Here is a 23,015-nt window from a genome sequence, read left to right on the forward strand (position 1 = left end):
TGGTGCCAGGTGCGGTGGTGCGGGTCGGTCAGTCGCTCACGGGAGCAGGTCGCAGACCGGTCCGAGGAGGGCGTCGCCCAGGATCGGCACGGTCTCCAGCAGCGTGCACGCGGAGTCGAGGCCGCCCAGCCCGCCCGGGGGCAGGCTCGGCAGGCCCTCGAAGCCACCGAAGGGATCGATCGGCAGGCCCGAGACGCCGGGGATGCCCGGCAGGCCCGGCAGGCTCGGCACGTCGCCGGCGGCGAGGTCGCAGATGGCCTGGGGCAGGCCGGCGTCGCACAGCGGCTGGATGGCCGCGGAGCCGTCGGGCAGGTTGGGCGCGCTGGCGGCGTCGCAGATGGCCTGCGGCAGGCCCAGGTCGCACAGGGCCTGGATCGGGCTCGGGCCCCCGGTGCCGCCGGGCAGCGGCAGCGTGGCCAGGGCGTCGCAGACGGCCTGCGGGATCCCGGCGTCGCAGACCGGCTGCACGGGGCCGGTGCTGGTCGGGGTCGGGGTCGGGGTGGTGCTGGCCGACGGGCTGTTCGAGGGGCTGCTCGAGGGGCTGCTCGAGGGGCTGCTCGAGGGGCTGCTGGACGGGCTGGTGGAGGAGGTCGGGCTGCTGGTCGGGCTCGCCGTCGGCGAGGCCTGGCAGGCCTCGAGCTCGCGCTGGCGCCGCGAGAGCTCGGCCGCGCGGTCCATCTTGGTGTCCAGCGCGGCGCTGCGGGTGCGCTTGGCCTGGGCCAGCTGGCGCTTGGCGGTGGTGCGCTGCTGCCGGGTCTCGGCGGCGCGGACCTTCTTCTGGGCCGCCTTCACGCGCTTGGTGGCCTGGGCCACCGCCCGCTTGGCCTGGGCCAGGCGCTCCTGCGCGCTCGCGACGTTCTGCTGCTCGGCCGTGCACGACGCCGCGGCGGCGGTGGTGCGGCCGGGGCTCCCGGCCCAGCCGGCGGTCGAGACGGTGGCGAAGCCGACGACCATGGCGATGCCGAGCAGCGCCGTGACCACCGCCTTCGTGCTGGTGCGGATCATGGGGTTTCCCTCCTCGCCGACGTGTGCCGGCCCGTGGTGTCCCGAGACTGTCCGTGGTGTCTGAAGACGGTCTAGCGGCCCCGAGGCCGGTATTTCTTTGCTTTCGGGCGAGTCGCCGCACCGGTCTGGACCAGCGCGGGGCGCTCAGGACCCCGGCGTACGACGACGCCGCCACCCGGTGGCGGTGTGGCGGCGTCGTCGTGGGTCGTCGTGGGTCGTCGTGGGTCGTCGTGGGTCGAACGGGGTGGATCAGGGCAGCAGGTCGCACACCGGCTGCAGGGCGGCGCCGACGACCGGGAGGTCGCAGACGGCCTCGAGGCCCGGGAAGTCGGCCGGCAGCAGGGCGAGCAGCAGGGTGCTCAGCGCGTCGAGGTCCTCCAGCCCGGGGAAGGCCGGGAAACCGGGGATCGCGGGCACGTCGGTGCCGTCGGTCGGGATGCCGGGCAGGCTCGGCAGGGTGGGGATGCCGCCCGCGGCGAGGTCGCAGATCTGCTGGGGCAGGCCGGCGTCGCAGAGGGCCTGGATCGGGCTGTCGCCGCCGCCCGGCGTGCTGGGCACGGAGGGGAGGCTGGTGGCGGCGTCGCAGATGGGCTGGGGCAGTCCGAGGTCGCACAGCGCCTGGATGGGGCTCTCGCCACCGGTGCCGCCGGGCGTGGGCAGGGTCGCGAAGGCGTCGCAGATCTCCTGGGGCAGACCGGCGTCGCAGGCGGGCTGGAGGGCGTTGGCGGGCTCCGGCTCGGTGCCGGCCTCGCAGGCGGCGAGGCGCCGCTCGGCCTGGGCCACCCGCTGCTGCTGGGCCTTCTTGCCCTTCGCGGTGGTGGCCTTGCGCTCCTTGGCCGCCGTGACCTGCTTGCGGGCCTGGGCCTTCTCGGCGCGGGTGTCGGCGCGGTCGGCCCGGCGCTGGGCGCGCTCGACGGCGCGGGCCGCGCGGCGGTCCTTCGCCCGGGCCTCGGCCAGCTTGGTGCGGGCCTTGTCGACCTGGGCCTGCTGGGTGCTGCAGTCGGCGGCACGCGCGGCGGTGAGGCCGGTGGGGGCGGCGGCCGGGGCGGCCGTGGCGGTGCTGGTGGCGGCGCTGAGCAGGCCGACGGCGAGCAGGATGCTCGCGCAGGCGGCCAGGCCCAGGCGCAGGATGCTGCGGATCATGGTTCTCCCTCTCCCGTCCGGCTCGGGGGGCCGGCGACCCGTCGGACGTTACGACCGCGTGACGGGGCGCGGGCGAGGTCGCCCACATCACACCGGGTGGTCTGGACCGCGCCGGCCCGGAGCGCCCCGGTGACGCGCCACGGCCCGGTCGCGGGTGCGACCGGGCCGTGGCGAGGGACTGGTGGGAGGGGCGGCCGGGCCCCTCGCGGGGTCGGGCCGACGCGTCGACCAGACGGGGATCAGGCGGGGATTAGGCGGGGATCAGGCGGGGATCAGGCCGGGGTGAGGCTCTGCTCGTCGGTCATGGCGGCGAGCTCGCGCGAGAGGCGCTCCTGCTTGACGGCCCACACGATGCCGGCGATCCACAGCACGCCCACCACGATCGCGACGGCGACCACGGTGGTGCCGGAGGCGCCGAAGGACTCCACGATGGTCTTGGAGTTGGTGAGCACGATCAGACCGCCGGCCGCGACGCCGAGCACGCGGGCGGCGAGCTTCTTGACCAGCCACGCGGCGATGGGGGCGGCGATGACGCCGCCGACCAGCAGCGCCGCGGCGTAGGACCACATGATGCCCTGCGAGCCGAGGGCCAGGATGAAGCCGAGCGAGCCGCCGACGGCGACGACGAACTCCGAGGTGTCGATCGAGCCGACGACCTTGCGGGGCTCCAGGCGACCCGAGGAGAGAAGCGTGGTGGTGCCGACCGGGCCCCAGCCGCCGCCGCCGATGGCGTCGAGCGCGCCGCCGACGACGCCCATCGGGGCCAGCATCTTGGCCGAGGGGCGCGACTTGAAGGTGGGGCGGCGCCCGCCGAGCACCAGGAAGCGCCAGATCACGTAGATGCCGAGGGCGAGCAGGATGCCGGCGACCCACGGCTTGGCCGTGTCGCCGTCGAGGCTGGCCAGAAAGGTCGCACCGACGAAGGCGCCGCCGAAGCCGGGGATGGCCAGGATCGAGACCGTGCGCCAGTCGACGTTGCCGAGCTTGTGGTGGGAGAAGCCGGAGACCAGCGAGGTGCCGATCTCGGAGAAGTGGACGGCGGCGGAGGCGGCGGCCGGGGCGACGCCCGCGGCGAGCAGGAGCGTCGAGGAGGTGACGCCGTACGCCATCCCGAGCGAGCCGTCGATGAGCTGGGCCAGGAGGCCCACGAATCCGAGGACCAGGAGCTTGCGCATGAGTGAGCCAATCGGTGAGTTCGGACCCGCACCCAGGCCCGACGTGGTCGATGAGAGATGTAAAGCGTAGTGAATTACTAATCATTATGCAGTGCATCGCTCCGATAGGGGAAATCCCTCGGCGCGTCGCGCCCCCGCCGCCTGCCGCTCCCGCGCCGTTCACCGACGTCGGCCACCGTGTCCGGATGCCCGTCACCCCCGCGCCCGTGCGCCGCGTCCTCGTGTCGGGCGCGGGCTGGCTGCTGGTCGCCCTCGGCGTGGTGCTCTTCCCGCTGCCCGGTCCCGGGCTGCTGCTGCTCGGTGTGGGCGCGGCGCTCCTGGCCCGCCACGACCCGTGGGCCGCGGCGCGCCTCGAGCCCTGGCGGCGCCTCGCGCTGCGGGAGGCCGCGCGCGGCGTGGCGACCTGGCCGCGCACGCTGACGACCGTCGCAGTCACCACCGCCCTCGGGCTCAGCGGGCTGCTGTGGCTCTGGGCGCCGCCGCAGCCCGCCTGGTGGGTGCTGCCGGCGTGGACCTGGCTGCCGGGCGGCGCCTGGGCGGGCGTCGGCCAGCTGGTGTCGGGCGTCGTGGCCCTGGGGCTCACCGTGCAGGCCCACCGCCGCTTCCACGGCGTCACCGAGGCGCTCGGCGCGCGCGGTACGGGGGCGTCGGGGGCGTCGGGAGCGCCGCAGGACGCGCCGCCGCACCGGTCGCGGGGCCGGTCGCGGGGCCGGTCGCCGGACCGGTCGCAGGGCCGGCGCAGCGGGGCGGTCGGGTGAGGTCGTCGCCCCGCCGTCGCACCCTCGTGGCGAGGTCGTGGTGACGGTCTCGGAGGAGAGGGGCGCGGGAGTTGGCCTCTTCTGGGATGCTCGTGCCATGCATCGTGCAGGAGTCAGGCCGTGAAGGGCGCCGCCAGGCGCGTCACGCTCGAGGTCGTGGGCTGGACCCTCCTCGTCGTCGGCATCGCTGCCCTCGTCCTGCCCGGCCCCGGGCTGATCCTGATGTTCGCCGGGGTCGCGGTGCTCTCCCAGCAGTACGAGTGGGCCGAGCGCCGCCTCGAGCCGCTGAAGTACCGCGCGCTCAAGGGCGCCGCGGAGAGCGTGGAGACCTGGCCCCGCATCGTCGCCTCGACCCTCGTGGCCCTGGTCGTCGGCGCCTGCGGCGTGCTGTGGATCAGCGACCCGCCGCCGCCGAGCTGGTGGACCCTCGCCGACAGCTGGTGGCTGCCCGGCGGGCTGGCCACCGGCATCACCCAGGTCGCCTCGATGTTCATCGCGCTCGGCCTCATCGTGTGGAGCTACCGCCGCTTCCACGGCAAGCCCGAGGCCGTCGAGGCCCTCGAGGGCGACATCGACGAGGCCGACAAGGCGTCACCGCTCACGAGCGGCTGAGCGGGCCCCGGACCGCTCGGGCCCGCACCGAGCCTGCGTCGAGCCCGCCTCGAGCCTGCGTCGAGCGCTCGCCGACCGGTCCGCCCGGCCTGTCGGCACCGGCGGCTAGGGTGCGCCGCATGGCCCTGACCCTGCACCGTGCGCCCCGCGCCGACGTGCTGGCCGACGGCCTCGCCGAGCTCCTCGCGACCCCCCTCGCCGACCCCTTCGCCACCGAGGTCGTGGTGGTCCCGGCCCGCGGCGTGGAGCGCTGGCTGAGCCAGCGGGTCTCCCACCGGCTGGGTCGCGCCCCGGGCCGCGAGGACGGGGTCTGCGCTGGCGTCGACTTCCGCTCGCCGACCTCGCTGGTCGCCGAGGTGACCGGCACCCGCGACGACGACCCCTGGGCCCCCGACACCCTGGTCTGGCCGCTGCTGGCCACCCTCGACGCCTCGCTCGACGAGCCGTGGGCGCGCACGCTCGCGCTGCACCTGGGGCACACCGCCCCCGGGCAGGGCGACACGCCGGGCGAGGAGGGCGACCTGCGGCGCGGCCGCCGCTTCGCGGTCGCACGGCGGCTGGCCCGCCTCCTGTCGTCCTACGCCGTGCAGCGCCCCACCCTCGTCGCCGACTGGTCGGCGGGGCGCGACACCGACGGCGCGGGCCGCCCGCTGGCCCCCGACCTGGCCTGGCAGCCGGAGCTGTGGCGCCGGCTGGTGGCCCGGGTCGGCTCACCGCCGCCGCAGCGCCACGCCCAGACCGTGGCCAGGCTGCGCGAGGACCCCGCGGCCTGCGACCTGCCCCCGCGGCTCTCCCTCTTCGGCCACACCCGGCTCCCGCTCACCGAGGTCGACCTGCTCGCGGCGCTGGGGGAGCACCGCGACGTGCACCTGTGGCTGCCGCACCCCTCGGCCGCGCTGTGGGACGCCCTGGCCGCGGAGACCGCGGGCGGCCCGGTGCCCCGCGCGCTCGACACCTCCCACCGCCGCGTCGAGCACCCCCTGCTCTCCACCCTGGGCCGCGACACCCGCGAGCTGCAGCGCGTGCTCGCCACGGTCGACCTCACCGACACCCCACCCGTGCCCTCCCCGCCCGTGCTCCCGTCCGTGCTCCCGACCGGGTCGCGCCCGTCGCTGCTGGGGTGGCTCCAGGAGGACCTGCGCGCCAACGCCGTCGGCCCGGCGGGCGGGCGCGTGCTCGCCCCGGGCGACCGCTCCGTGCAGGTGCACGCCTGCCACGGGCAGGCCCGCCAGGTCGACGTGCTGCGCGAGGTGCTGCTCGGCCTGCTCGCCGACGACCCCACCCTCGAGCCGCGCGACGTGCTGGTGATGTGCCCCGACATCGAGTCCTTCGCGCCGCTGGTCGGTGCCGGCTTCGGGCTCGGCGACGTGGTGGGGGCCGACGGCCACCCGGCCCACCGGCTGCGGGTCAGCCTCGCCGACCGCTCCCTGGCCCGCACCAACCCGGTGCTGGGCGTGGCCACCCGTCTGCTCGACCTCGCCGGCGGCCGCGCCGGCGCGGGCGACGTGCTCGACCTCGCCCACAGCGAGCCCGTGCGCCGCCGCTTCGGCTTCAGTGACGACGACCTCCAGCAGCTGACCGAGTGGGTGCGCGAGTCGGGAGTGCGCTGGGCCTTCGACGCCGAGCACCGCGAGGAGTTCGGGCTCGCCGACTACGTCTCCGGCACGTGGCGCTTCGGCCTCGACCGGCTGCTCGCCGGGGTCGCGATGTCGGAGGACGCCGGCGCCTGGCTCGACCGCACCCTGCCCCTCGACGACGTCGGCAGCGGGCAGGTCGAGCTGGCCGGGCGGCTGGCCGAGCTGGTGGCGCGGCTGCAGCGGGTGACCGACGACCTCGTCGGCGTGCACCCCCTCGAGCACTGGCTCGACGTGCTCGCCTCCGGGCTGGGCGACCTCACCGCGGTGGCGGGCGACGAGGCGTGGCAGTCGGGGCAGGCCCTGCGCGAGCTGGCCCGGGTGCGCGAGGACGCCGCCGGCCTGGCCGCGACCGAGCTGCGCCTGCCCGACGTGCGGGCGCTGCTGGAGGACCGCCTCGCCGGGCGGCCCACCCGGGCCAGCTTCCGCACCGGCACCCTCACGGTCTGCACGATGGTGCCGATGCGCTCGGTGCCCCACCGGGTGGTGTGCCTGCTCGGGCTCGACGACGGCGTCTTCCCCCGCGCCGGGGCCGTCGACGGCGACGACGTGCTCGCCCGCGACCCGGTCACCGGGGAGCGCGACGCCCGCAGCGAGGACCGCCAGCTCCTGCTCGACGCCGTGCTCGCGGCCACCGAGACCCTGGTCGTCACCTACGCCGGCGCCGACGAGTACTCCGGCCAGGCCCGCCCGCCCGCCGTGCCCCTGGGCGAGCTGCTCGACGCCCTCGACCTCACCGCCACCGTCCCCGCGGCCACCGGGGTGCAGGCCCGCCGGGTCAGCGACGTGGTGCGGGTGCGCCACCCGCTGCAGCCCTTCGACGCCCGCAACCTCACCCGCGGCGCTCTCGTGCCCGACGCCGGGTTCACCTTCGACCCCGCGGCGCTCGCGGGCGCCCGCGCCGCGGCGGGTCCGCGCCGCGAGCCCGTGCCCTTCGTCCCCGGCGTGCTCCCTGCGCGCGGCGCCGACGACGACGTGTCGCTGGAGGAGCTGGCCACCTTCCTCAAGCACCCGGTGCGCGACTTCGTGCGCCAGCGCCTCGACGTCGCGCTGCCCCTCGACGAGGAGCCGGTCGACGACGGGCTGCCGGTCGAGATCGACCAGCTGGCCCAGTGGGGGGTCGGTGACCGGGTCGTGCGCGACCTGCTGGCCGGTCTCGACCCCGCGCGGGCCACCGAGCGCGAGTGGCGACGCGGTGTGCTGCCTCCCGGTCGGCTCGGCTGGCGGCTGCTGCGCCAGGTCGTCGAGCGCGCCGCCCCGCTGGCCGCGGAGGGCCTGGCCCAGCGCCGCGGCCACGAGGCCCGGGCCGTCGACGTCGACGTCGACCTGGGCCGCGGCCGCCGCCTGCGCGGCACCGTGCCGGAGGTCTTCGGCGACCGGCTGGTGCCGGTGAGCTACTCCCGCCTGGGGGCCACCCACCGCCTCCAGTCGTGGGTGCAGCTCCTGGCGCTCAGCGCCAGCGACCCTGACCGCAACTGGACCGCCCACACCCTGGGTCGTCCCTCCAACGGCCGCTCGCGCGAGGCGGTCGGCCGCTCGCTGCTCGGCCCCGTCGACCACACCGCGCTCACCCACCTGCGCGACCTCGTCGCCCTGCTCGACCAGGGGCGCCGCGAGCCGCTGCCGCTGCCGGTGAAGTCGTCCTTCCGCTACGCCACCCAGCGCCGCACCCGCGCCCCCCAGGACCAGGCCCTCGAGAAGGTGTCGTGGGACTGGGACGACGACCGCTTCCCCGGTGAGTGCTCCGACCCCGCCCAGGTGCGGGTCTGGGGTCCGGGGGCTCCGGTGCCGGGTCTCGACCAGGCCCCCCGCGAGGGCGAGGAGCACAACGGCGAGACCACCCGCTTCGGCGCCCTGGCCCTGCGCCTGTGGAGCCCGTTGCTCGACTCCGAGCAGGGCGCGTGGTGACCCCGGGCGAGGCCGGCACACCGGCGACCGACCGCGCCGGGACCGACCACGGGGCCGACCACGGCGTCGGTCCCGGGGCCGCCCCCGGGGCGGGCACGAGCGGCGCGATGGCCCCCTTCGACGTGACCGGCCCGCTGCCGACCGGCACCACCCTGCTCGAGGCCAGCGCCGGCACCGGCAAGACGTGGACCGTGGGCGCGCTGGTGACCCGCTACGTCGCGGAGGGCCGGGCGCGGCTCGACGAGATGCTGGTCATCACCTTCGGTCGCGCCGCCAGCCAGGAGCTGCGCGAGCGGGTGCGCGAGCAGCTGGTGGCGGCCGAGCGCGCCCTCGGCGACCCCGCGGGCGTCGCCCCCGACGACGCCCTGCTCACGCTGCTCGTGCACGGCACGGCGTCGGCGCCCGTCGACGACGCGGAGCGCGCGGAGCGCCGCCACCGGCTGCGCGACGCCCTGGCCGGCTTCGACGGCGCGACCATCGCCACCACCCACCAGTTCTGCCAGCTCGTGCTGCGCTCCCTGGGGGTCGCCGGCGACACCGACACCGGCGCCACGCTGGTGGAGTCGCTCGACGACCTCGTGGTGGAGGTCGTCGACGACCTCTACCTCGCCCGCTTCGGCCACCTGCCCGACGCGCCGCCCTTCGACCGGGCCACCGCGCTCGAGCTGGCCCGGGCCGCGGTCGGCGACCCGCAGGCCCGGCTCGTGCCCGACGGCGGCCCGGGCTCCGAGCCCGCCCCCGACCCGGGCACGCCGGGCGGCGCCCGGCTCGTCTTCGCCGCCGCCGTGCGCGCCGAGGTCGACCGGCGCAAGCGCCGCCTGGGGGTGCTCGGCTACGACGACCTGCTCAGCCGGCTCGCCGGCGCCCTCGAGGCCGACGACGCCCCGGCGCGCGAGCGGATGCGGGCGCGCTGGCGGATCGTGCTCGTCGACGAGTTCCAGGACACCGACCCCGTGCAGTGGCAGGTGCTCGACCGCGCCTTCTCCGGCGCCGCCACCATGGTGCTCATCGGCGACCCCAAGCAGGCCATCTACGCCTTCCGGGGCGGCGACGTCGTCGCCTACCTCGCGGCCGCCGCCACCGCCACCCACCGCGCGACCCTCGCCACCAACTGGCGCAGCGACGACGGGCTCGTGCGCCGGCTGCAGACCGTGCTGCGCGGCGCCGCGCTGGGCCACCCCGAGATCGTGGTGCGCGACGTCGCGGCCCACCACGGTGCCGACGGCGCCCCGCCGCGCCTCGCCGGCGCGCCCCACTCCTCGCCCTTCCGGCTGCGCCAGGTGCTGCGCCCAGGCTTCCGGCTGCTGCGCTCCGGCGACATCCGCGCCGCCGACGCCCGCGAGCACGTCGCCCGCGACTGCGCGGGCGACATCGCCACGCTGCTGGCCTCCGACGCCACCTGGGAGGGCCGCCCCCTGCGCGCCGCCGACGTGGCCGTGCTCGTGGCCACCCGCGACCACGGGCTGCTCGTGCAGCGCGCGCTGGCCGAGCGCGGGGTGGCCTCCGTGGTCGCCGGTGGCGGCCACGTCTTCGCCACGCCCGCCGCCGACGACTGGCTGGCGCTGCTGGAGGGCCTCGAGCAGCCGCACCGCTCGGGCCGGGTGCGGGCCGCCGCGCTCACCTGCTTCCTCGGCCACGACGTGGCCGACCTCGACGCCGACGGCGACCCCCGGGCCGACTCCCGGGCCGACTCCCTCACCGACGCAGTCTCCGACACCCTGCGCGGGTGGGCGCTGCTGCTGCGCGGCCGAGGGGTGGCGGCCCTCGTGGAGGCCGCCGAGGAGCGCGGCCTGAGCGCCCGCGTGCTCGCCGGGGCCGACGGCGAGCGGCTGCTCACCGACCTGCGCCACCTCGCCCAGGTGATGCACGAGGTCGTCGTGCGCGAGCAGCTCGGGCTCACCGCGCTGCTGCAGTGGTTCCGCGACGAGCGGCGCCGCACCGCCGGCACCGAGCGCCCGCGCCGCCTCGACAGCGACCTCGCGGCGGTGCAGATCGTCACGGTCCACGGCAGCAAGGGGCTGCAGTACCCCGTGTGCTACCTCCCCTTCCTCTTCCAGACCTTCGTCCGCCCCGTCGAGGTCGCCCGCTTCCACGCCGGCCACGACCGCGCCCTCGACGTCACCGGCTCCGGGCCGCACTGGGCCGCGAGCGCCGCCGCCCACCAGCGCGAGGACGCCGGGGAGGAGCTGCGCGACCTCTACGTCGCCCTCACCCGCGCCCAGGGCCAGGTGGTGGCCTGGTGGGCCCCGACCAGGAACACCGCCGACGGCGGCCTGCACCGTCTCCTGCTCGGCCGCCAGCCCGGGGTGGCGGTGGTGCCCGACCAGCAGCCCGTGCGCGACGACGACTACGTCACCCGCGTCCTCGGCCTGCTCGAGGAGCTCGGCGGACCCACCCGCGAGGAGTCGGTGGTCGCCGATGCCGCCGTCACGGCCCGTGCCACCGACGACGCGCCGCTCAGCCTGAGGCGCTTCGGGCGCGCCGTCGACGCCGAGTGGCGCCGCACCTCCTACTCCGGCCTGATCCGGGTCGAGGAGGAGCAGGCGGGCCCGTCCGGCCCGGCCACGCCGGGGGTGGTCAGCGAGCCCGAGGAGCCCGGTCTGCAGGACGAGGCGACGCTCGCCGGCGACGCCCTGGCCGCGGCGTCCGCCGCGGACGCCGCCGCGGCCCTCGACCCGGGCGACCCGGTCGCGGACGCCGAGGCGGCCGTGGTCTCGCCGATGGCCGACCTGCCCGCCGGAGCCGGCTTCGGCAGCCTGGTCCACGCGGTGCTCGAGCACGCCGACCCCGACGCGCCCGACCTGCTGGCCGAGCTGCGCGGGCACACCGCCGAGCAGCTGCGCTGGTGGCCCGTCGACGTGCCCGCCGACGACCTCGCCCAGGCCCTCGTGCCGCTGCACCGCACGCCGCTCGGCCCGCTGCTCCCGGGGCTGACCCTGGGCGACATCGGTCTGGGCGACCGGCTGCGCGAGCTCGACTTCGAGATCCCGCTCGACGGTGGCGACGTGCGCGGGCGGCCCGCCGAGGTGCACCTGCGTGGTCTCGGGCGGCTGCTGCGCCAGCACCTCCCGGCCGACGACGCGCTCGCGCCGTACGCCGCGCGGCTGGAGCAGCCGCTGCTGGGCGGGCAGGTGCTGCGGGGCTACCTCTCGGGATCGGTCGACGTGGTGCTGCGCGCGGAGGTCGACGGCGCGACGCGCTTCGTCGTGGTCGACTACAAGACCAACCTGCTCGGCGAGCCCGGCCGTCCGCTCACCGCGGCCGACTACGCCCCCGACCGGCTGCGCGAGGCCATGCTGCACTCGCACTACCCGCTCCAGGCGCTGCTCTACTCCGTGGTCACCCACCGGTTCCTGCGCTGGCGCGTGCCCGGCTACGACCCGGCGGTGCACCTGGGCGGCGTGGCCTACCTCTACGTCCGTGGCATGTGCGGACCCGAGACCCCCGTCGTCGACGGCCACCCCGCCGGCGTCTTCAGCTGGCGCCCGCCCGCCTCGCTCGTGGTGGCCGCCTCCGACCTGCTGGCGGGTGCGCCGTGATCGAGCTCTTCGACGTCGAGGACCCCCACGACCCGCGCCTGGCGCGCGGCGCCGCGGGGCTGCTGCGCGACTTCAACCTCGCGGGGGTGCTGACCGCCGCCGACGTCCACGTCGCCGAGCGCGCGAGCGCACTGGCCGGGGAGACCGACGAGGAGGTGCGCCTCGCGCTGGCCCTGGCCGTGCGGGCCGTGCGTCACGGGTCGGTCTGCGTCGACCTCGCCGACCTGCTCGACCCCGCCGACCTCGCCGCCGCCCCGGAGGTCGCCGACCTGCCGTGGCCCGAGGCGACCGGGTGGGCCCAGCGGGTCGCGGCCGGGCCGCTGGCCGCCGCCGGGGTGGTGCACGTCGAGGGCAGCCTGCTCTACCTCGACCGCTACTGGCGCGAGGAGGGGCAGGTGCGCGACGACCTGCTGGCCCGCGCCGGGCGCGCGGCGCCGACGGTCGACGACCGCACCCTGCGCGCCGCGGAGGTGCGGGTCTTCCCCCACGACGGCTTCGACGAGCAGCGGGCCGCCGCGCGCACCGCCGCCGGCCGCTGGACCACCGTGCTCACCGGCGGGCCCGGCACCGGCAAGACCACCGCGGTCGCGGGCCTGCTGGCCATGCTCGCCGAGCAGGCCGAGGCCACCGGCTCCCTCCCGCGGGTGGCGCTCACCGCGCCCACCGGCAAGGCCGCCGCGCGGCTCCAGCAGGCGGTGGCCGAGGCCTCGCTGACCCTCGACGAGGAGGACCGGGCGCGCCTCGCGCCGCTCGCGCTCACCGCCTCCACCCTGCACCGCCTGCTGGGCTGGCGCCCGGGCTCGCGCACGCGCTTCCGCCACCACCGCGGCAACCGGCTGCCGCACGACGTGATCGTCGTCGACGAGACCTCGATGGTGTCGCTGACCCTCATGGCCCGCCTGGTCGAGGCCGTGCGGCCCGAGGCCCGGCTCGTGCTGGTGGGCGACCCCGACCAGCTGGCGTCGGTCGAGGCCGGGGCCGTGCTCGCCGACCTCGTCGGCGGGCTCGCCGAGCGCGACCCCGGCGCCGTGGTCGCGCTGCGCACCTCCCACCGCTTCGGCGCCGGCATCGGGCGCCTGGCGGAGGCCGTGCGCGTCGGCGACGCCGACCGCGTCCTGGCGCTGCTCGCCGAGGGCGGCGAGGAGGTCGAGTGGATCGACCCGGGGCCCACCGCCGCCGGCGCGCCCCCCGGAGCCGTGGCGGCGCAGGCACCGGGGCCGGGGACGGCCCTGCTGCGTGAGGTGCTGCTGCGCCACGCCCTCGACCTGCGCGAGGCCGCAGCGGCGGGCGACGTCGAGACCGCGCTGGCCGTGCTCGAGCGCCACCGGCTCCTCTGCGCCCACCGCCAGGGCCCCTACGGCGTGCAGCACTGGAACCGTCAGGTCGAGCGCTGGGTCGCCGAGGCCACCGAGACGCCGGTCGGCCCCGGCTGGGGCCAGGAGTGGTACGTCGGACGCCCCCTGCTGGTGACCGCCAACGACTACGGCCTGCACCTCTTCAACGGCGACACCGGTGTCGTGGTCGCCGGGCCCGAGGACCCCGACGGGCGCACGTCGCAGTACCAGACCGCGGGGCGGGCCGACCGTCGCGGTCGGGGCGGGCCCGCCCTGCGCGCGGTCGTCGCCGGGGTGGGCGACCACCTCGAGCTCAGCCCCTCGCGCCTGGGTGACGTCGACACGATGCACGCGATGACGATCCACAAGAGCCAGGGCAGCCAGGCCGACGAGGTGACCGTGCTGCTGCCGCCGGAGGACTCCCCGCTGCTGAGCCGCGAGCTGTTCTACACCGCGGTCACCCGGGCCCGTCGGCGTGTGCGCGTGGTCGGCACGGAGTCGGCCGTGCGGGCCGCCGTCGAGCGCCGCGCCCGGCGCGCCACGGGCCTGCGCCAGCGGCTGGCCGGCGCCGACACCCCCGCTGCGGAGGGGCCCGCAGTGCGGACAGCGGGAAATCCGCCGGCAACACCGACGCACTAGGGTCGCGGCGTGTCCTTCCTGCTGCGTGTCGAGCTGCCCGACGTCCCCGGATCGCTGGGACGCCTCGCGGGCGCCATCGGTGAGGCCGGGGGCGACATCGAGGCGATCGAGATCGTTGAGAAGCGCCACGACGGCACCGCCCTCGACGACGTGCTGCTCGAGCTGCCGCCCACCGCCATGCCCGACACCATCGTCTCGGCCTGCAACGCGCTCGCCGGGGTGCGGGTGGTGTGGATCAGCCGCTACGGCGCCGGTGGCAACCTCTTCCTCGACCTCGAGGCCGTCGAGGACCTCACCACCAACCCGAGCGAGGCCCCCGACCGGCTGGTCGACCTGCTGCCGGTGGTCTTCCGCTCCGACTGGGCCGCGCGGGTGCACCGCTCGCAGGGTGTCACCTACGCCACCGCGGCGGCCCCCGCCGTGCTCCCCTTCGTCGAGGTCGAGCGCGCGGCGCGCCTCGAGGTCGAGGGCGAGGAGACGACCATCCACGTCGGCGCCCGGCTCTCGGGCAACGAGATCGTCGTCGTCGGTCGCCGCGGCGGTCCGGAGTTCCTCGACTCCGAGGTCGCCCGGATCGGCCACCTGGCCGGCCTGGCCATGACCATCGCCCGGCCCTGACCCGCCGCCCTGACCTGCCGCCCTGAGCCGCCGGCCCTGGGCCGATCCGAGCGGGCCGGGTCTCAGTCGGTGCGCTCGAGCAGGAAGACCGGGATCTCGCGGTCGGTCTTCTCCTGGTACTCGGCGTACGGCGAGTAGACCGCCACCGCCCGCTCCCACCACACGGCGCGCTCCTCGCCCTCGGCCACGCGCGCCCGGTAGGTGTGGGGCTCGGGGCCGTCCTGGAGCTCGACCTCGGGGTGGGCCAGGAAGTTGTGGTACCACGTCGGGTGCTCGGGGGCGCCGCCCTTGGAGGCGACCGCGGCGTAGACGCCGTCGTGCTCGACGCGCATCACGGGGTTCTTGCGCAGCTTGCCGGACTTCGCGCCCCGCGAGGTGATCACCACGATCGGCCAGTCGGGGCGGTCGGGCAGCGTGTTGGCCTCGGCGCCGCCGGTGGCCTCGTAGCGCTCGACCTGCTCGCGGACCCATTTCTCGGGGCTCGGCTCGTACTCTCCACTCAGTGCCATGGGGCCAGAAGACCACGCGGCGCAGCGGTATTCCAGACCCCGGCGGGTCGCAGCGGCCCGCGGCGATAGCCTGCCCGCATGAGCGCCATCGACGGGGTGTCGGAGATCTTCGACGCCGAGGCCTGGGACGTCGTGCCCGGCTTCGAGGACCTGACCGACCTGACCTACCACCGCGCGCGGGCGCACGGCACGGTGCGGGTGGCCTTCGACCGCCCCGACGTGCTCAACGCCTTCCGCCCCCACACCGTCGACGAGCTGCTGCGGGTGCTCGAGCACGCCCGCACCACCAGCGACGTCGGCTGCGTCCTGCTCACCGGCAACGGCCCGGCCGAGCGGCACGGCAAGTGGGCCTTCTGCACCGGCGGCGACCAGCGCATCCGCGGCCGCGCGGGCTACCAGTACGCCGAGGGCGAGACCGTCGAGACCGTCGACAAGGCCCGCCTCGGGCGCCTGCACATCCTCGAGGTGCAGCGGCTGATCCGCTTCATGCCCAAGGTCGTCATCTGCGTCGTGCCGGGCTGGACCGCCGGCGGCGGCCACAGCCTCCACGTCGTGTGCGACCTGACCCTGGCCAGCCTCGAGCAGGCCCGCTTCAAGCAGACCGACGCCGACGTCGGCTCCTTCGACGGAGGCTTCGGCTCGGCCTACCTCGCCCGCCAGGTGGGCCAGAAGGTCGCCCGCGAGATCTTCTTCCTCGGCCAGGAGTACTCCGCCGAGGACGGCGTGCGCATGGGCACCGTCAACCGCGCCGTGCCCCACGCCGAGCTCGAGGCCACCGCCCTGGAGTGGGGCCGCCTGGTCAACGGCAAGTCGCCCACCGCCCAGCGGATGCTGAAGTACTCCTTCAACGCCATCGATGACGGCCTCGTGGGCCAGCAGCTCTTCGCCGGTGAGACCACCCGCCTGGCCTACATGACCGACGAGGCCCAGGAGGGCCGCGACCAGTTCCTCGAGAAGCGCGAGCCCGACTGGTCGCCCTTCCCCTGGTACTACTGAGCTGCGCCGCGATCGCGTCCTACTGATCGTTGCGACCACTGGCAGGGCGTCATGACTGTCAGGTAGAGGTCGCAACGGTCAGTAGGACGCGCGCCGCCCGTCCGGGGGCCGGAGCGGGGGACGGCTAGACCGGGTGGACCGGGCGCGGCGTTCGGGCCCGGCGGGGGCGCGGACGGTTCCATACTGGCGCGGGCCCGCGATCGCGGGCAGCCAGGTCGACCGCCGAGGTGTCCCGTGCCGCGTCCCACCCGTCAGCCCTCCACGTCGTCGCCCGCCCGTCGCGCGGGCCTCGCGCTCGCCGCGGCCGTCGCCCTGCTGGCCGCGGGCTGCAGCGGCTCGGTCAGCGCCGGCACCGACACCGCCAGCGACACCGCCAGCGACACCGACAGCGACACCGCCACCGACCCCGGCACGGTCGCCCAGGAGGAGCTCGAGACCCAGGTCGCGGGCTTCATCACCGGAGCCGACGCCGACACCATCGACGTCACCTGCGAGGGCGACCTCGACGCCGAGGAGGGCGCCTCGCAGGAGTGCGTCGCCACCGCCGAGGGCGACCCGCAGCAGACCAACATCCGCGCCACCGTGGAGACCGTCAACGAGGACGACGTCGACTTCTCCATCGACCTCTACGTCACCGCCGCGGCCCTGGCCGACTTCGTGGCCGACTACGTCGAAGGCCAGGGCATCACCGTGGACTCCGTCGAGTGCTCCGACGACCTCTCGGCCACCGCGGGCGACACCTCGCGCTGCGAGATCGCCTCGCCCGACGGCGAGGGCGCCGTGGAGGCGACGTCGACGGGCAACGACGGCCTCCAGGTCATCTTCGACATCGTCGACGCGGGCTGAGCGGCCCACGCCCGGACGAGGGGGCTCCCGGGTCGAGGTGCGGTCGCTCCCCGGACGCGGCGGGGCGACCCGCGCGCGGGGACCCCCTAGGGTGGCGGCCGTGAGGATCGTCGTGCTGACCGGGGCGGGCATCTCCGCCGAGAGCGGGGTGCCGACCTTCCGCGACGCCGACGGGCTGTGGGAGGGCCACCGCGTCGAGGACGTCGCCACGCCGGAGGCCTACGTCGCCGACCCGGTGCTGGTCCACGAGTTCTACGACGCACGCCGCGCCGCGCTCGCCGGCGTCGTGCCCAACCCCGCCCACCGCGCGCTCGCGCGGCTGGAGGAGGCGCTGGGCGACGACCTGCTCGTGGTGACCCAGAACATCGACGACCTGCACGAGCGCGCCGGCTCCACCCGGGTGCTGCACATGCACGGCGAGCTGCTCAAGGCGTGGTGCCTGGCCTGCGAGGGCCGTCACCCCTGGGACGGCCCGATGGGCGGCGACCCCGCCTGCCCCGGCTGCGGGGCCCCGGCGCTGCGGCCCGACGTGGTGTGGTTCGGGGAGATCCCCTACGAGATGGACCGCATCCTCGACTCCCTCGGCCGCGCCGACCTCTTCGTCTCCATCGGCACCTCCGGCGCGGTCTACCCCGCCGCCGGCTTCGTGCAGCAGGCCGCCCGCCACGGTGTGCCCACCCTCGAGCTCAACCTGCAGCCCAGCGAGGGCACCGCGTGGTTCCGCGAGGCCCGCCACGGCCCCGCCGGCGTCCTCGTGCCCGCCTGGGTCGAGGACCTCCTCGGCCCCGCCGCCGACTGACCCGCCCCGCGCCGCCACCGGTCACTTCGCGCCGCCACTGGTCACTCCGCGCCGCCCGGCGCTCACGCCCCGTCAGCGCATCTGCCGCTCGTCACGACGGGCCGGCAGAGGAGGCGACCCGGCGTCACAGCTGCGCGGGGGGAGCGGGCTCGGTGCCCGACCAGGCGGCCCAGAGGCGGGCGTAGGGGCCGCCGGCGGCGACGAGGTCGGCGTGGGGGCCGTCCTCGACGACGCGGCCGGCCGCCATGACGACCACCCGGTCGGCGCTGGCGGCCTGGGTGAGCCTGTGGGCGATGGTCAGCGAGGTGCGGCCACGGGTGACGGCGAGGGCGGCGGCCTCGAGGTCGCGGGCGCCGGCGGAGCCGGCCTCGGCGGTGGCCTCGTCGAGCACGACCACCAGCGGGTCTGCCAGCACGACGCGGGCCAGCGCGAGCTGCTGGGCCTGGGCCGGGGTGAGGGGGTGGGCGGAGGCGCCCACCGCGGTGTCGAGGCCCTCGGGCAGCGCCCGCACCCAGCCGAGGGCGCCGACGGCGTCGAGGGCGTCGACCACCTCGGCCTCCTCGGCCCCGGGGTGGGCCAGGGTGAGGTTGTCGCGCACGCTGCCGGTGAAGACGTGCACCTCCTGGCTCACCAGCGCCACGGTCGGTCGGCCCGCGCGACCCGGCGCGACGACCCGGTCGGCGGCCAGGCCCCCGACCAGCACCTCCCCGCGGGTCGGGGCGAGGCGCCCGGCGACCACCGAGCCGAGGGTGGTCTTGCCCGCGCCGCTGGCCCCGACGACGGCCACGCGCTGCCCGGCGGGCACCCGCAGCGAGACCCCGTCGACGGCCGGGCGGCCCTCGGCGTACTCGTGGGTGAGGTCGCGGACCTCCAGGGTCGTGTCGGTGCCGGCGCGGGTGCCGTGGGGCGGCACGCGCGCGGGCAGCAGCGCGAGGCCGGCGAGGCGGGTCAGCGAGGCGCCGGCCGACTGGGCGGCGTCGAAGAGGAAGAGCACGGCGCCGATGGGGTTGAAGAGCCGGTGGAAGTACAGCCCCGCGGCCGTGACCTCGCCGACGCTGGCCTCCCCGGCGCGCACCAGCAGGAAGCCCGCGACGAGAACGAGCAGCAGGCCCACCAGCTCGGCGCGGTTGAGCCGCAGCCCGAAGCGGGTGAAGAAGCCGACCACGTCGAGGGAGATCCGTGCCGAGGCCCACGAGGCGGCGTCGACCTGCTCCTGGTGGGCGGCGGAGAGCCCGTGGGCGCGCAGGGTGCGGCTGCCGTGCACGCCGGTGAGGAAGGCCTGCGCGCGCACGCCGTTGGCCTCGCGCTCGCGCTGGTAGAGGGGGGCGGAGCGGGGGAGGTACCACCGCAGCGCCCGCACGTACGCCGGGGCCGTCAGCAGCCCGGCCAGCCCCAGCCGCCAGTCGAGCGCGAAGAGCCCGCCGGCGGTGAGCACGATCGCGAGCGCCGAGCCCACGAGCAGCGGCACCACCTCGGTGAGTGACTGCGCGACGAGGCGCACGTCGTCGCCGACGCGGCTGAGCAGGTCGCCGCTGCCGGCCTCCTCGACCGTGGCGCCGTCGAGGTGCAGCGCCCGGTCGAGGGCCTGCTCGCGCAGCTCGGCCAGCGCCGGCTCGCCGGCCCGTGCGAGGCGGCCCGTGGCGAGCGCGGTGCCGACCATGACCACGACGGCGGCGCCGAGGATCCACAGCGCCGAGCGCACGACGTCGTCGCGGCTGCCGCCCTCGGCGACGGTGTCGACGACGGCGCCGAGCTGCCAGGGCGCGACGAGACCGGCCAGCCCGACGAGCACGTAGAGCCCGGCGGTGAGCGCGACGTCGAGGCGACGACGGCGCAGCAGGGTCAGCGTCAGCCGGGCGGCCTCGCGGGGGGTGGAGCGGGGGAGCAGGGTGGTCATCGCAGCACCGCCTCGCGGTAGGCGCTGTCGTCGCGCACCAGCTGCGCGTGGGTGCCGGTGGCCCTCACCCGCCCCGCGTCGAGGTGCACGACGCGGTGGGCGCGCGCCAGCAGCACCGGGCTGCTCGTGAGCAGCAGCGTCGTGGGCGCGCCACTCGTGGCGGCCGCCGCCCCCTGCTCGCCCGGGTGGCGCTCCGCGACGAGGGCGGCGGCGATGCGGTGCTCGGTGGCCGCGTCGACGGCGGTGGTGGGGTCGTGGAGCACGAGCACGGGGGCCGGCGCGGCGAGGGCACGGGCCAGCCCGACCCGCTGGCGCTGCCCGCCGGAGAGCGTGGTGCCGCCGACCGTGACCGGCTCCTCCAGCCCGCCCGCGCAGTGGGCGACCACCTCGTCGGCGGCCGAGGCGACGAGCACGGCCGCGAGGCGCTCGTCGTCGAGGCGGCCGCCGGGGTCGACGTTGCTGCGCAGGGTGCCCTCGAAGAGGTCGACCTGGTGGTCGGCGACCAGCAGCAGCCGGCGGGTCTCGGCCAGGGTCAGGTCGGTGAGCGGCGTGCCGCCGAGGCGCACCTCGCCGCGGTCGGGGCGCAGCTCGCCGCGCAGCAGCCGCGCCAGGGCGGCGGCGTCGGCGGGGTCCCCGGCCACGACGGCGACCAGCTCGCCGGGCTCGGCGCGCAGGTCCACGCCCCGCAGCGTGCCGCTGTGGACGTCGCGGAGGGCGAGGTCGGCCGGGCCGGTGGCCGCGGCCTCGCCCGCGAGCAGCAGCCGGGGCGTGGCGAGCACCGTGACGAGGCGGTCGGCCGAGGCCCGCGACTGGGCGAGCTGGGCCACGAAGTAGGCCAGGGTCTGCAGCGGCTCGGCCACGAACTGCGCGAGGCCGACGACCGCGATCAGCTCCCCGATGCTCAGCGCCCCGTCGAGGGCGCGCGAGCCCGCGACCAGGGCGACCACCACCAGCACGACGCCGCTGAGCCCCTGGGTCGCGCCGTACAGCAGGCCCTCCCAGCGGGCGGCGGCGACGCTGGCCTCGGCGGCGCGGTGGCTCTCGCGGCGGTAGCGCGCCAGCGCGACGTCCTCGGCGCCGATGCCCTTGAGCGGGCGCAGGCCGGTGACGAGGTCGGTGGCGATGCCGGTGGCGCGCCCGAGCGCCTCCTGGCGCACCGCGCTGCGGCGGGTGAGGGGGCCGGCCAGCAGGTGGTTGACGAGCAGCGCGACCGGTACGCCGACCAGCACCACCAGCGTGAGCACCAGGTCGATGCGGGCCAGCACCACCGCGGTGACCGCGAAGCCGACCACCGCCGCCACCGCGAACCACGCCTGGCGCAGCACCGCCGCGGCCTGGTCGGCATCGCCGGTGGCCACCGCGAGCAGGTCGCCGGGCACCTGGTCGGCGCGGGCGCCACGGGGGTCGAGCAGGTGGCCCGACACCTCCGTGCGCAGCCGGTGCCCCTCGCGCTGCAGCGCGCCCTCACCGACGATCGCGCCGCCGCGGTAGCTGAAGGCCAGGGTCGCGAAGAGGGCGCAGAGCACCCCGCCCCACAGCGCCAGCGCCGACCAGGAGCCGGTGGCGACGGCGCGGTCGACGACCACGCCGATCATCACCGGCACCATCGCCTCGCACACCTGCCACACCGCGATCAGCGCCGACGCGCCGCCGAGCCGGGGGGCGTTGCGCCGCAGCGCCCGCCGCAGCAGCGCCCCGCCGGTGGCCGGCGCGGGAGCGGGGGGGGTCGGCACCGGGTAAGGCTAGCCTTACTTGTCCGCCGCCGAGCGGGTGGGGCGTGCCGCGGACGCGTCAGGCCGGCTCGACCACCGCGCCCGCGTGGGCGGGCAGGGTGAGCGTGCCGGAGGCGTCCAGGGCGACCCCGTCGGCGGTGGCCAGGAGCACCTCGCCCGGACCGGTCGTGACCACGACGGGCCGGTCGCCGAGGTTGGCGACCACGCGCAGCGCGCCGCGGCCCAGGGTGACCAGCCGGGCCGCCTCGTCGACCTCGCAGGTGGTGGCGCCGAACGCGGGGTCGGTGAGCTCCGGGCGGGCCCGGCGCAGCGCGACCAGGCGGCGGTAGAGGTCGAGCACGCGGGCGTGCACGCCGTCGCCGGCCGCGGGGTCCTCGACCTGCGACCAGTCCAGCTTCGAGCGCTCGAAGGACGCGGGGTCCTGCGGGTCGGGCACGGCGTCAGGGTCCCAGCCCATCTTCGCGAACTCCGCGATCCGCCCCTCGGCGGTCGCCTTGCCCAGCTCGGGCTCGGGGTGGCTGGTGAAGAACTGGAACGGCGTGGAGGCCGCCCACTCCTCGCCCTGGAACAGCATCGGGGTGAAGGGGCCGGTGAGCGTGAGCAGAGCGGCCAGACCGAGGCCGCCCTCGTCGAGGTGCTCGGTGAGCCGGTCGCCGACGGCGCGGTTGCCGATCTGGTCGTGGTTCTGGTTGCAGACCACCAGGCGCCAGGTCGGCATGGTCGCGGTGTCGACGGGCCGGCCGTGGTCGGCCTCGCGGAAGGAGCTGTAGGTGCCGTCGTGGAAGAAGCCGCGGGTGATCACCTTGGCCAGGGCCTCGAGCGGCTCGAAGTCGGCGTAGTAGCCGGTGGTCTCGCCGGTGAGCGCGACGTGCACGGCGTGGTGGAAGTCGTCGCTCCACTGCGCGTCGAGACCGCGCCCGCCGCCCTCGCGGGGGGTGACCATGCGGGTGTCGTTGAGGTCGGACTCCGCGATCAGCGTGAGGGGGCGGCGCAGGTGGGCCGACAGCGCGGCGACCTCGAGGCCCATCTCCTCCAGCAGGTGCACCGCGGAGGTGTCCTGCAGCGCGTGCACGGCATCGAGGCGCAGCGCGTCGACGTGGTAGTCCTCGAGCCACATCGCGACGTTGTCGAGGATGTAGCGGCGCACCTGCGCCGAGCCCTCCTGGTCGAGGTTGACCAGGTCGCCCCAGGTGTTGCGGCCCTCGGTGAGGTAGGGCCCGAAGAGCGGCAGGTAGTTGCCGGAGGGGCCGAGGTGGTTGTAGACGACGTCCTGCACCACGCCGAGCCCGGCGGCGTGGCAGCCGTCGACGAAGCGCTGGTAGGCCTCGGGCCCGCCGTAGGACTCGTCCACGGCGTACCAGGCGACGCCGTCGTAGCCCCAGTTGTGGGTGCCGTTGAAGGCGTTGACCGGCATCACCTCGACGAGGTCGACGCCGAGGTCGACCAGGTGGTCGAGGCGTCCCAGCGCGGCGTCGAGGGTGCCCTCGGGGGTGAAGGTGCCGACGTGGAGCTCGTAGACGACCGAGCCCGCGAGCTGGCGCCCGGTCCAGGCGCCGTCGCCCCAGGCGTACGCCGAGGGGTCGAAGCTGCGCGAGAGGCCGTGGACGCCGTCGGGCTGGCGCCGCGAGCGCGGGTCGGGCCTCGGGGTGTCGTCGTCGTCGAGCAGGTAGCCGTAGTCGACGGGTCCGGAGTCGGCGCCTGGCACCTCGCCGGCGGGGGTCCACCAGCCGTCGTCGGAGCGGGTCATCGCCACCGGCTCGGCGCCGGCGACGTGCAGCCGCACCCGGTCGGGCACGGGCGCCCAGACGTCGAAGGGCCCGCGCACGGGTGCGCGGGTCGTGCCGGTCGTGGATCCGGTGGTCCCGGTCAT

At 76.6% G+C, this 23,015-nt stretch carries 16 protein-coding genes; 9 read left to right on the forward strand and 7 right to left on the reverse strand.

Annotated features, from left to right (window positions below; genetic code table 11):
- Window positions 1–36: 36 nt before the first annotated feature.
- The 3 genes from ASF50_RS00585 to ASF50_RS00595 form a co-directional block, all read right to left on the reverse strand.
- On the reverse strand, window positions 37–1,005 hold the full coding sequence (locus tag ASF50_RS00585) for a hypothetical protein (protein ID WP_056903159.1): 969 nt from the start codon (window positions 1,003–1,005) through the stop codon (window positions 37–39).
- A 249-nt stretch (window positions 1,006–1,254) separates the two neighbouring features.
- Window positions 1,255–2,148 (reverse strand): hypothetical protein, encoded by an 894-nt coding sequence (locus tag ASF50_RS00590; RefSeq protein WP_056903160.1) that lies wholly within the window; start codon window positions 2,146–2,148, stop codon window positions 1,255–1,257.
- 272 nt (window positions 2,149–2,420) lie between these two features.
- Window positions 2,421–3,323: a sulfite exporter TauE/SafE family protein gene (locus ASF50_RS00595; protein WP_056903161.1), complete on the reverse strand. Its 903-nt coding sequence runs from the start codon at window positions 3,321–3,323 to the stop codon at window positions 2,421–2,423.
- Window positions 3,324–3,508: 185 nt separating this feature from the next.
- Between ASF50_RS00595 and ASF50_RS00600 the strand changes: the two genes are divergently transcribed.
- The 6 genes from ASF50_RS00600 to ASF50_RS00625 all read left to right on the forward strand — a co-directional run bounded on the left by ASF50_RS00600 (window position 3,509) and on the right by ASF50_RS00625 (window position 14,365).
- Complete coding sequence (locus ASF50_RS00600) at window positions 3,509–4,081, forward strand: PGPGW domain-containing protein (protein ID WP_056903162.1); 573 nt, start codon at window positions 3,509–3,511, stop codon at window positions 4,079–4,081.
- A gap of 120 nt (window positions 4,082–4,201) precedes the next feature.
- The gene (locus ASF50_RS00605; protein ID WP_056863105.1) at window positions 4,202–4,693 is read left to right on the forward strand and encodes a PGPGW domain-containing protein; all 492 of its coding nucleotides are present in this window, start codon (window positions 4,202–4,204) and stop codon (window positions 4,691–4,693) included.
- Window positions 4,694–4,812: 119 nt separating this feature from the next.
- Entirely contained in the window at window positions 4,813–8,235 is a 3,423-nt protein-coding gene (gene recC, locus ASF50_RS00610) for an exodeoxyribonuclease V subunit gamma (RefSeq protein ID WP_056903163.1), read from the forward strand.
- A 107-nt stretch (window positions 8,236–8,342) separates the two neighbouring features.
- The gene (locus ASF50_RS19855; protein WP_056904157.1) at window positions 8,343–11,774 is read left to right on the forward strand and encodes a UvrD-helicase domain-containing protein; all 3,432 of its coding nucleotides are present in this window, start codon (window positions 8,343–8,345) and stop codon (window positions 11,772–11,774) included.
- A complete protein-coding gene (recD, locus tag ASF50_RS00620; protein ID WP_082502608.1) occupies window positions 11,771–13,747 on the forward strand; it encodes an exodeoxyribonuclease V subunit alpha in 1,977 nt (658 codons plus the stop codon). The genes ASF50_RS19855 and recD overlap by 4 nt, the downstream gene beginning before the upstream one ends.
- A 9-nt stretch (window positions 13,748–13,756) precedes the next feature.
- On the forward strand, window positions 13,757–14,365 hold the full coding sequence (locus ASF50_RS00625; RefSeq protein WP_056863107.1) for an ACT domain-containing protein: 609 nt from the start codon (window positions 13,757–13,759) through the stop codon (window positions 14,363–14,365).
- Between the two features lie 62 nt (window positions 14,366–14,427).
- On the opposite strand, the gene ASF50_RS00630 is transcribed toward ASF50_RS00625, so the two are convergent.
- The gene (locus ASF50_RS00630) at window positions 14,428–14,874 is read right to left on the reverse strand and encodes a nitroreductase family deazaflavin-dependent oxidoreductase (protein WP_056863108.1); all 447 of its coding nucleotides are present in this window, start codon (window positions 14,872–14,874) and stop codon (window positions 14,428–14,430) included.
- Window positions 14,875–14,952: 78 nt separating this feature from the next.
- Between ASF50_RS00630 and ASF50_RS00635 the strand changes: the two genes are divergently transcribed.
- The 3 genes from ASF50_RS00635 (at window position 14,953) to ASF50_RS00645 (ending at window position 17,515) form a co-directional block, all read left to right on the forward strand.
- Window positions 14,953–15,870 carry a 1,4-dihydroxy-2-naphthoyl-CoA synthase gene (locus tag ASF50_RS00635; protein WP_056863109.1) on the forward strand — a complete coding sequence of 306 codons (918 nt, stop codon included), beginning with the start codon at window positions 14,953–14,955 and terminating at the stop codon, window positions 15,868–15,870.
- A gap of 234 nt (window positions 15,871–16,104) precedes the next feature.
- The gene (locus tag ASF50_RS00640; protein WP_056903164.1) at window positions 16,105–16,716 is read left to right on the forward strand and encodes a DUF4333 domain-containing protein; all 612 of its coding nucleotides are present in this window, start codon (window positions 16,105–16,107) and stop codon (window positions 16,714–16,716) included.
- A gap of 100 nt (window positions 16,717–16,816) precedes the next feature.
- Complete coding sequence (locus tag ASF50_RS00645) at window positions 16,817–17,515, forward strand: NAD-dependent deacylase (protein ID WP_200920012.1); 699 nt, start codon at window positions 16,817–16,819, stop codon at window positions 17,513–17,515.
- A 124-nt stretch (window positions 17,516–17,639) separates the two neighbouring features.
- Here ASF50_RS00645 and ASF50_RS00650 read toward each other — a convergent pair whose 3' ends face one another.
- Genes ASF50_RS00650 through treZ form a run of 3 tightly spaced genes read right to left on the reverse strand, consistent with a single transcriptional unit; the run spans window position 17,640 to window position 23,015 of the window.
- On the reverse strand, window positions 17,640–19,412 hold the full coding sequence (locus ASF50_RS00650; protein ID WP_056903166.1) for an ABC transporter ATP-binding protein: 1,773 nt from the start codon (window positions 19,410–19,412) through the stop codon (window positions 17,640–17,642).
- Window positions 19,409–21,145 (reverse strand): ABC transporter transmembrane domain-containing protein, encoded by a 1,737-nt coding sequence (locus ASF50_RS00655; protein ID WP_056903167.1) that lies wholly within the window; start codon window positions 21,143–21,145, stop codon window positions 19,409–19,411. Before ASF50_RS00655 ends, ASF50_RS00650 begins: the two co-directional genes overlap by 4 nt.
- A 58-nt stretch (window positions 21,146–21,203) precedes the next feature.
- The gene (gene treZ / locus ASF50_RS00660) at window positions 21,204–23,015 is read right to left on the reverse strand and encodes a malto-oligosyltrehalose trehalohydrolase (RefSeq protein WP_056903168.1); all 1,812 of its coding nucleotides are present in this window, start codon (window positions 23,013–23,015) and stop codon (window positions 21,204–21,206) included.

It is taken from the genome of Nocardioides sp. Leaf307 (assembly GCF_001423135.1).
GTDB lineage: Bacteria > Actinomycetota > Actinomycetes > Propionibacteriales > Nocardioidaceae > Nocardioides > Nocardioides kribbensis.

Excerpts from the sequence above, each read along its gene's own strand:
- recC (WP_056903163.1), top strand. The coding sequence starts at position 4,813 with ATGGCCCTGACCCTGCACCGTGCGCCCCGCGCCGACGTGCTGGCCGAC.
- ASF50_RS00590 (WP_056903160.1), bottom strand. The coding sequence starts at position 2,148 with ATGATCCGCAGCATCCTGCGCCTGGGCCTGGCCGCCTGCGCGAGCATC.
- ASF50_RS00635 (WP_056863109.1), top strand. The coding sequence starts at position 14,953 with ATGAGCGCCATCGACGGGGTGTCGGAGATCTTCGACGCCGAGGCCTGG.
- treZ (WP_056903168.1), bottom strand. The coding sequence starts at position 23,015 with ATGACCGGGACCACCGGATCCACGACCGGCACGACCCGCGCACCCGTG.
- ASF50_RS00585 (WP_056903159.1), bottom strand. The coding sequence starts at position 1,005 with ATGATCCGCACCAGCACGAAGGCGGTGGTCACGGCGCTGCTCGGCATC.
- ASF50_RS00595 (WP_056903161.1), bottom strand. The coding sequence starts at position 3,323 with ATGCGCAAGCTCCTGGTCCTCGGATTCGTGGGCCTCCTGGCCCAGCTC.
- ASF50_RS00650 (WP_056903166.1), bottom strand. The coding sequence starts at position 19,412 with ATGACCACCCTGCTCCCCCGCTCCACCCCCCGCGAGGCCGCCCGGCTG.
- ASF50_RS00630 (WP_056863108.1), bottom strand. The coding sequence starts at position 14,874 with ATGGCACTGAGTGGAGAGTACGAGCCGAGCCCCGAGAAATGGGTCCGC.
- ASF50_RS00600 (WP_056903162.1), top strand. The coding sequence starts at position 3,509 with ATGCCCGTCACCCCCGCGCCCGTGCGCCGCGTCCTCGTGTCGGGCGCG.
- ASF50_RS19855 (WP_056904157.1), top strand. The coding sequence starts at position 8,343 with ATGGCCCCCTTCGACGTGACCGGCCCGCTGCCGACCGGCACCACCCTG.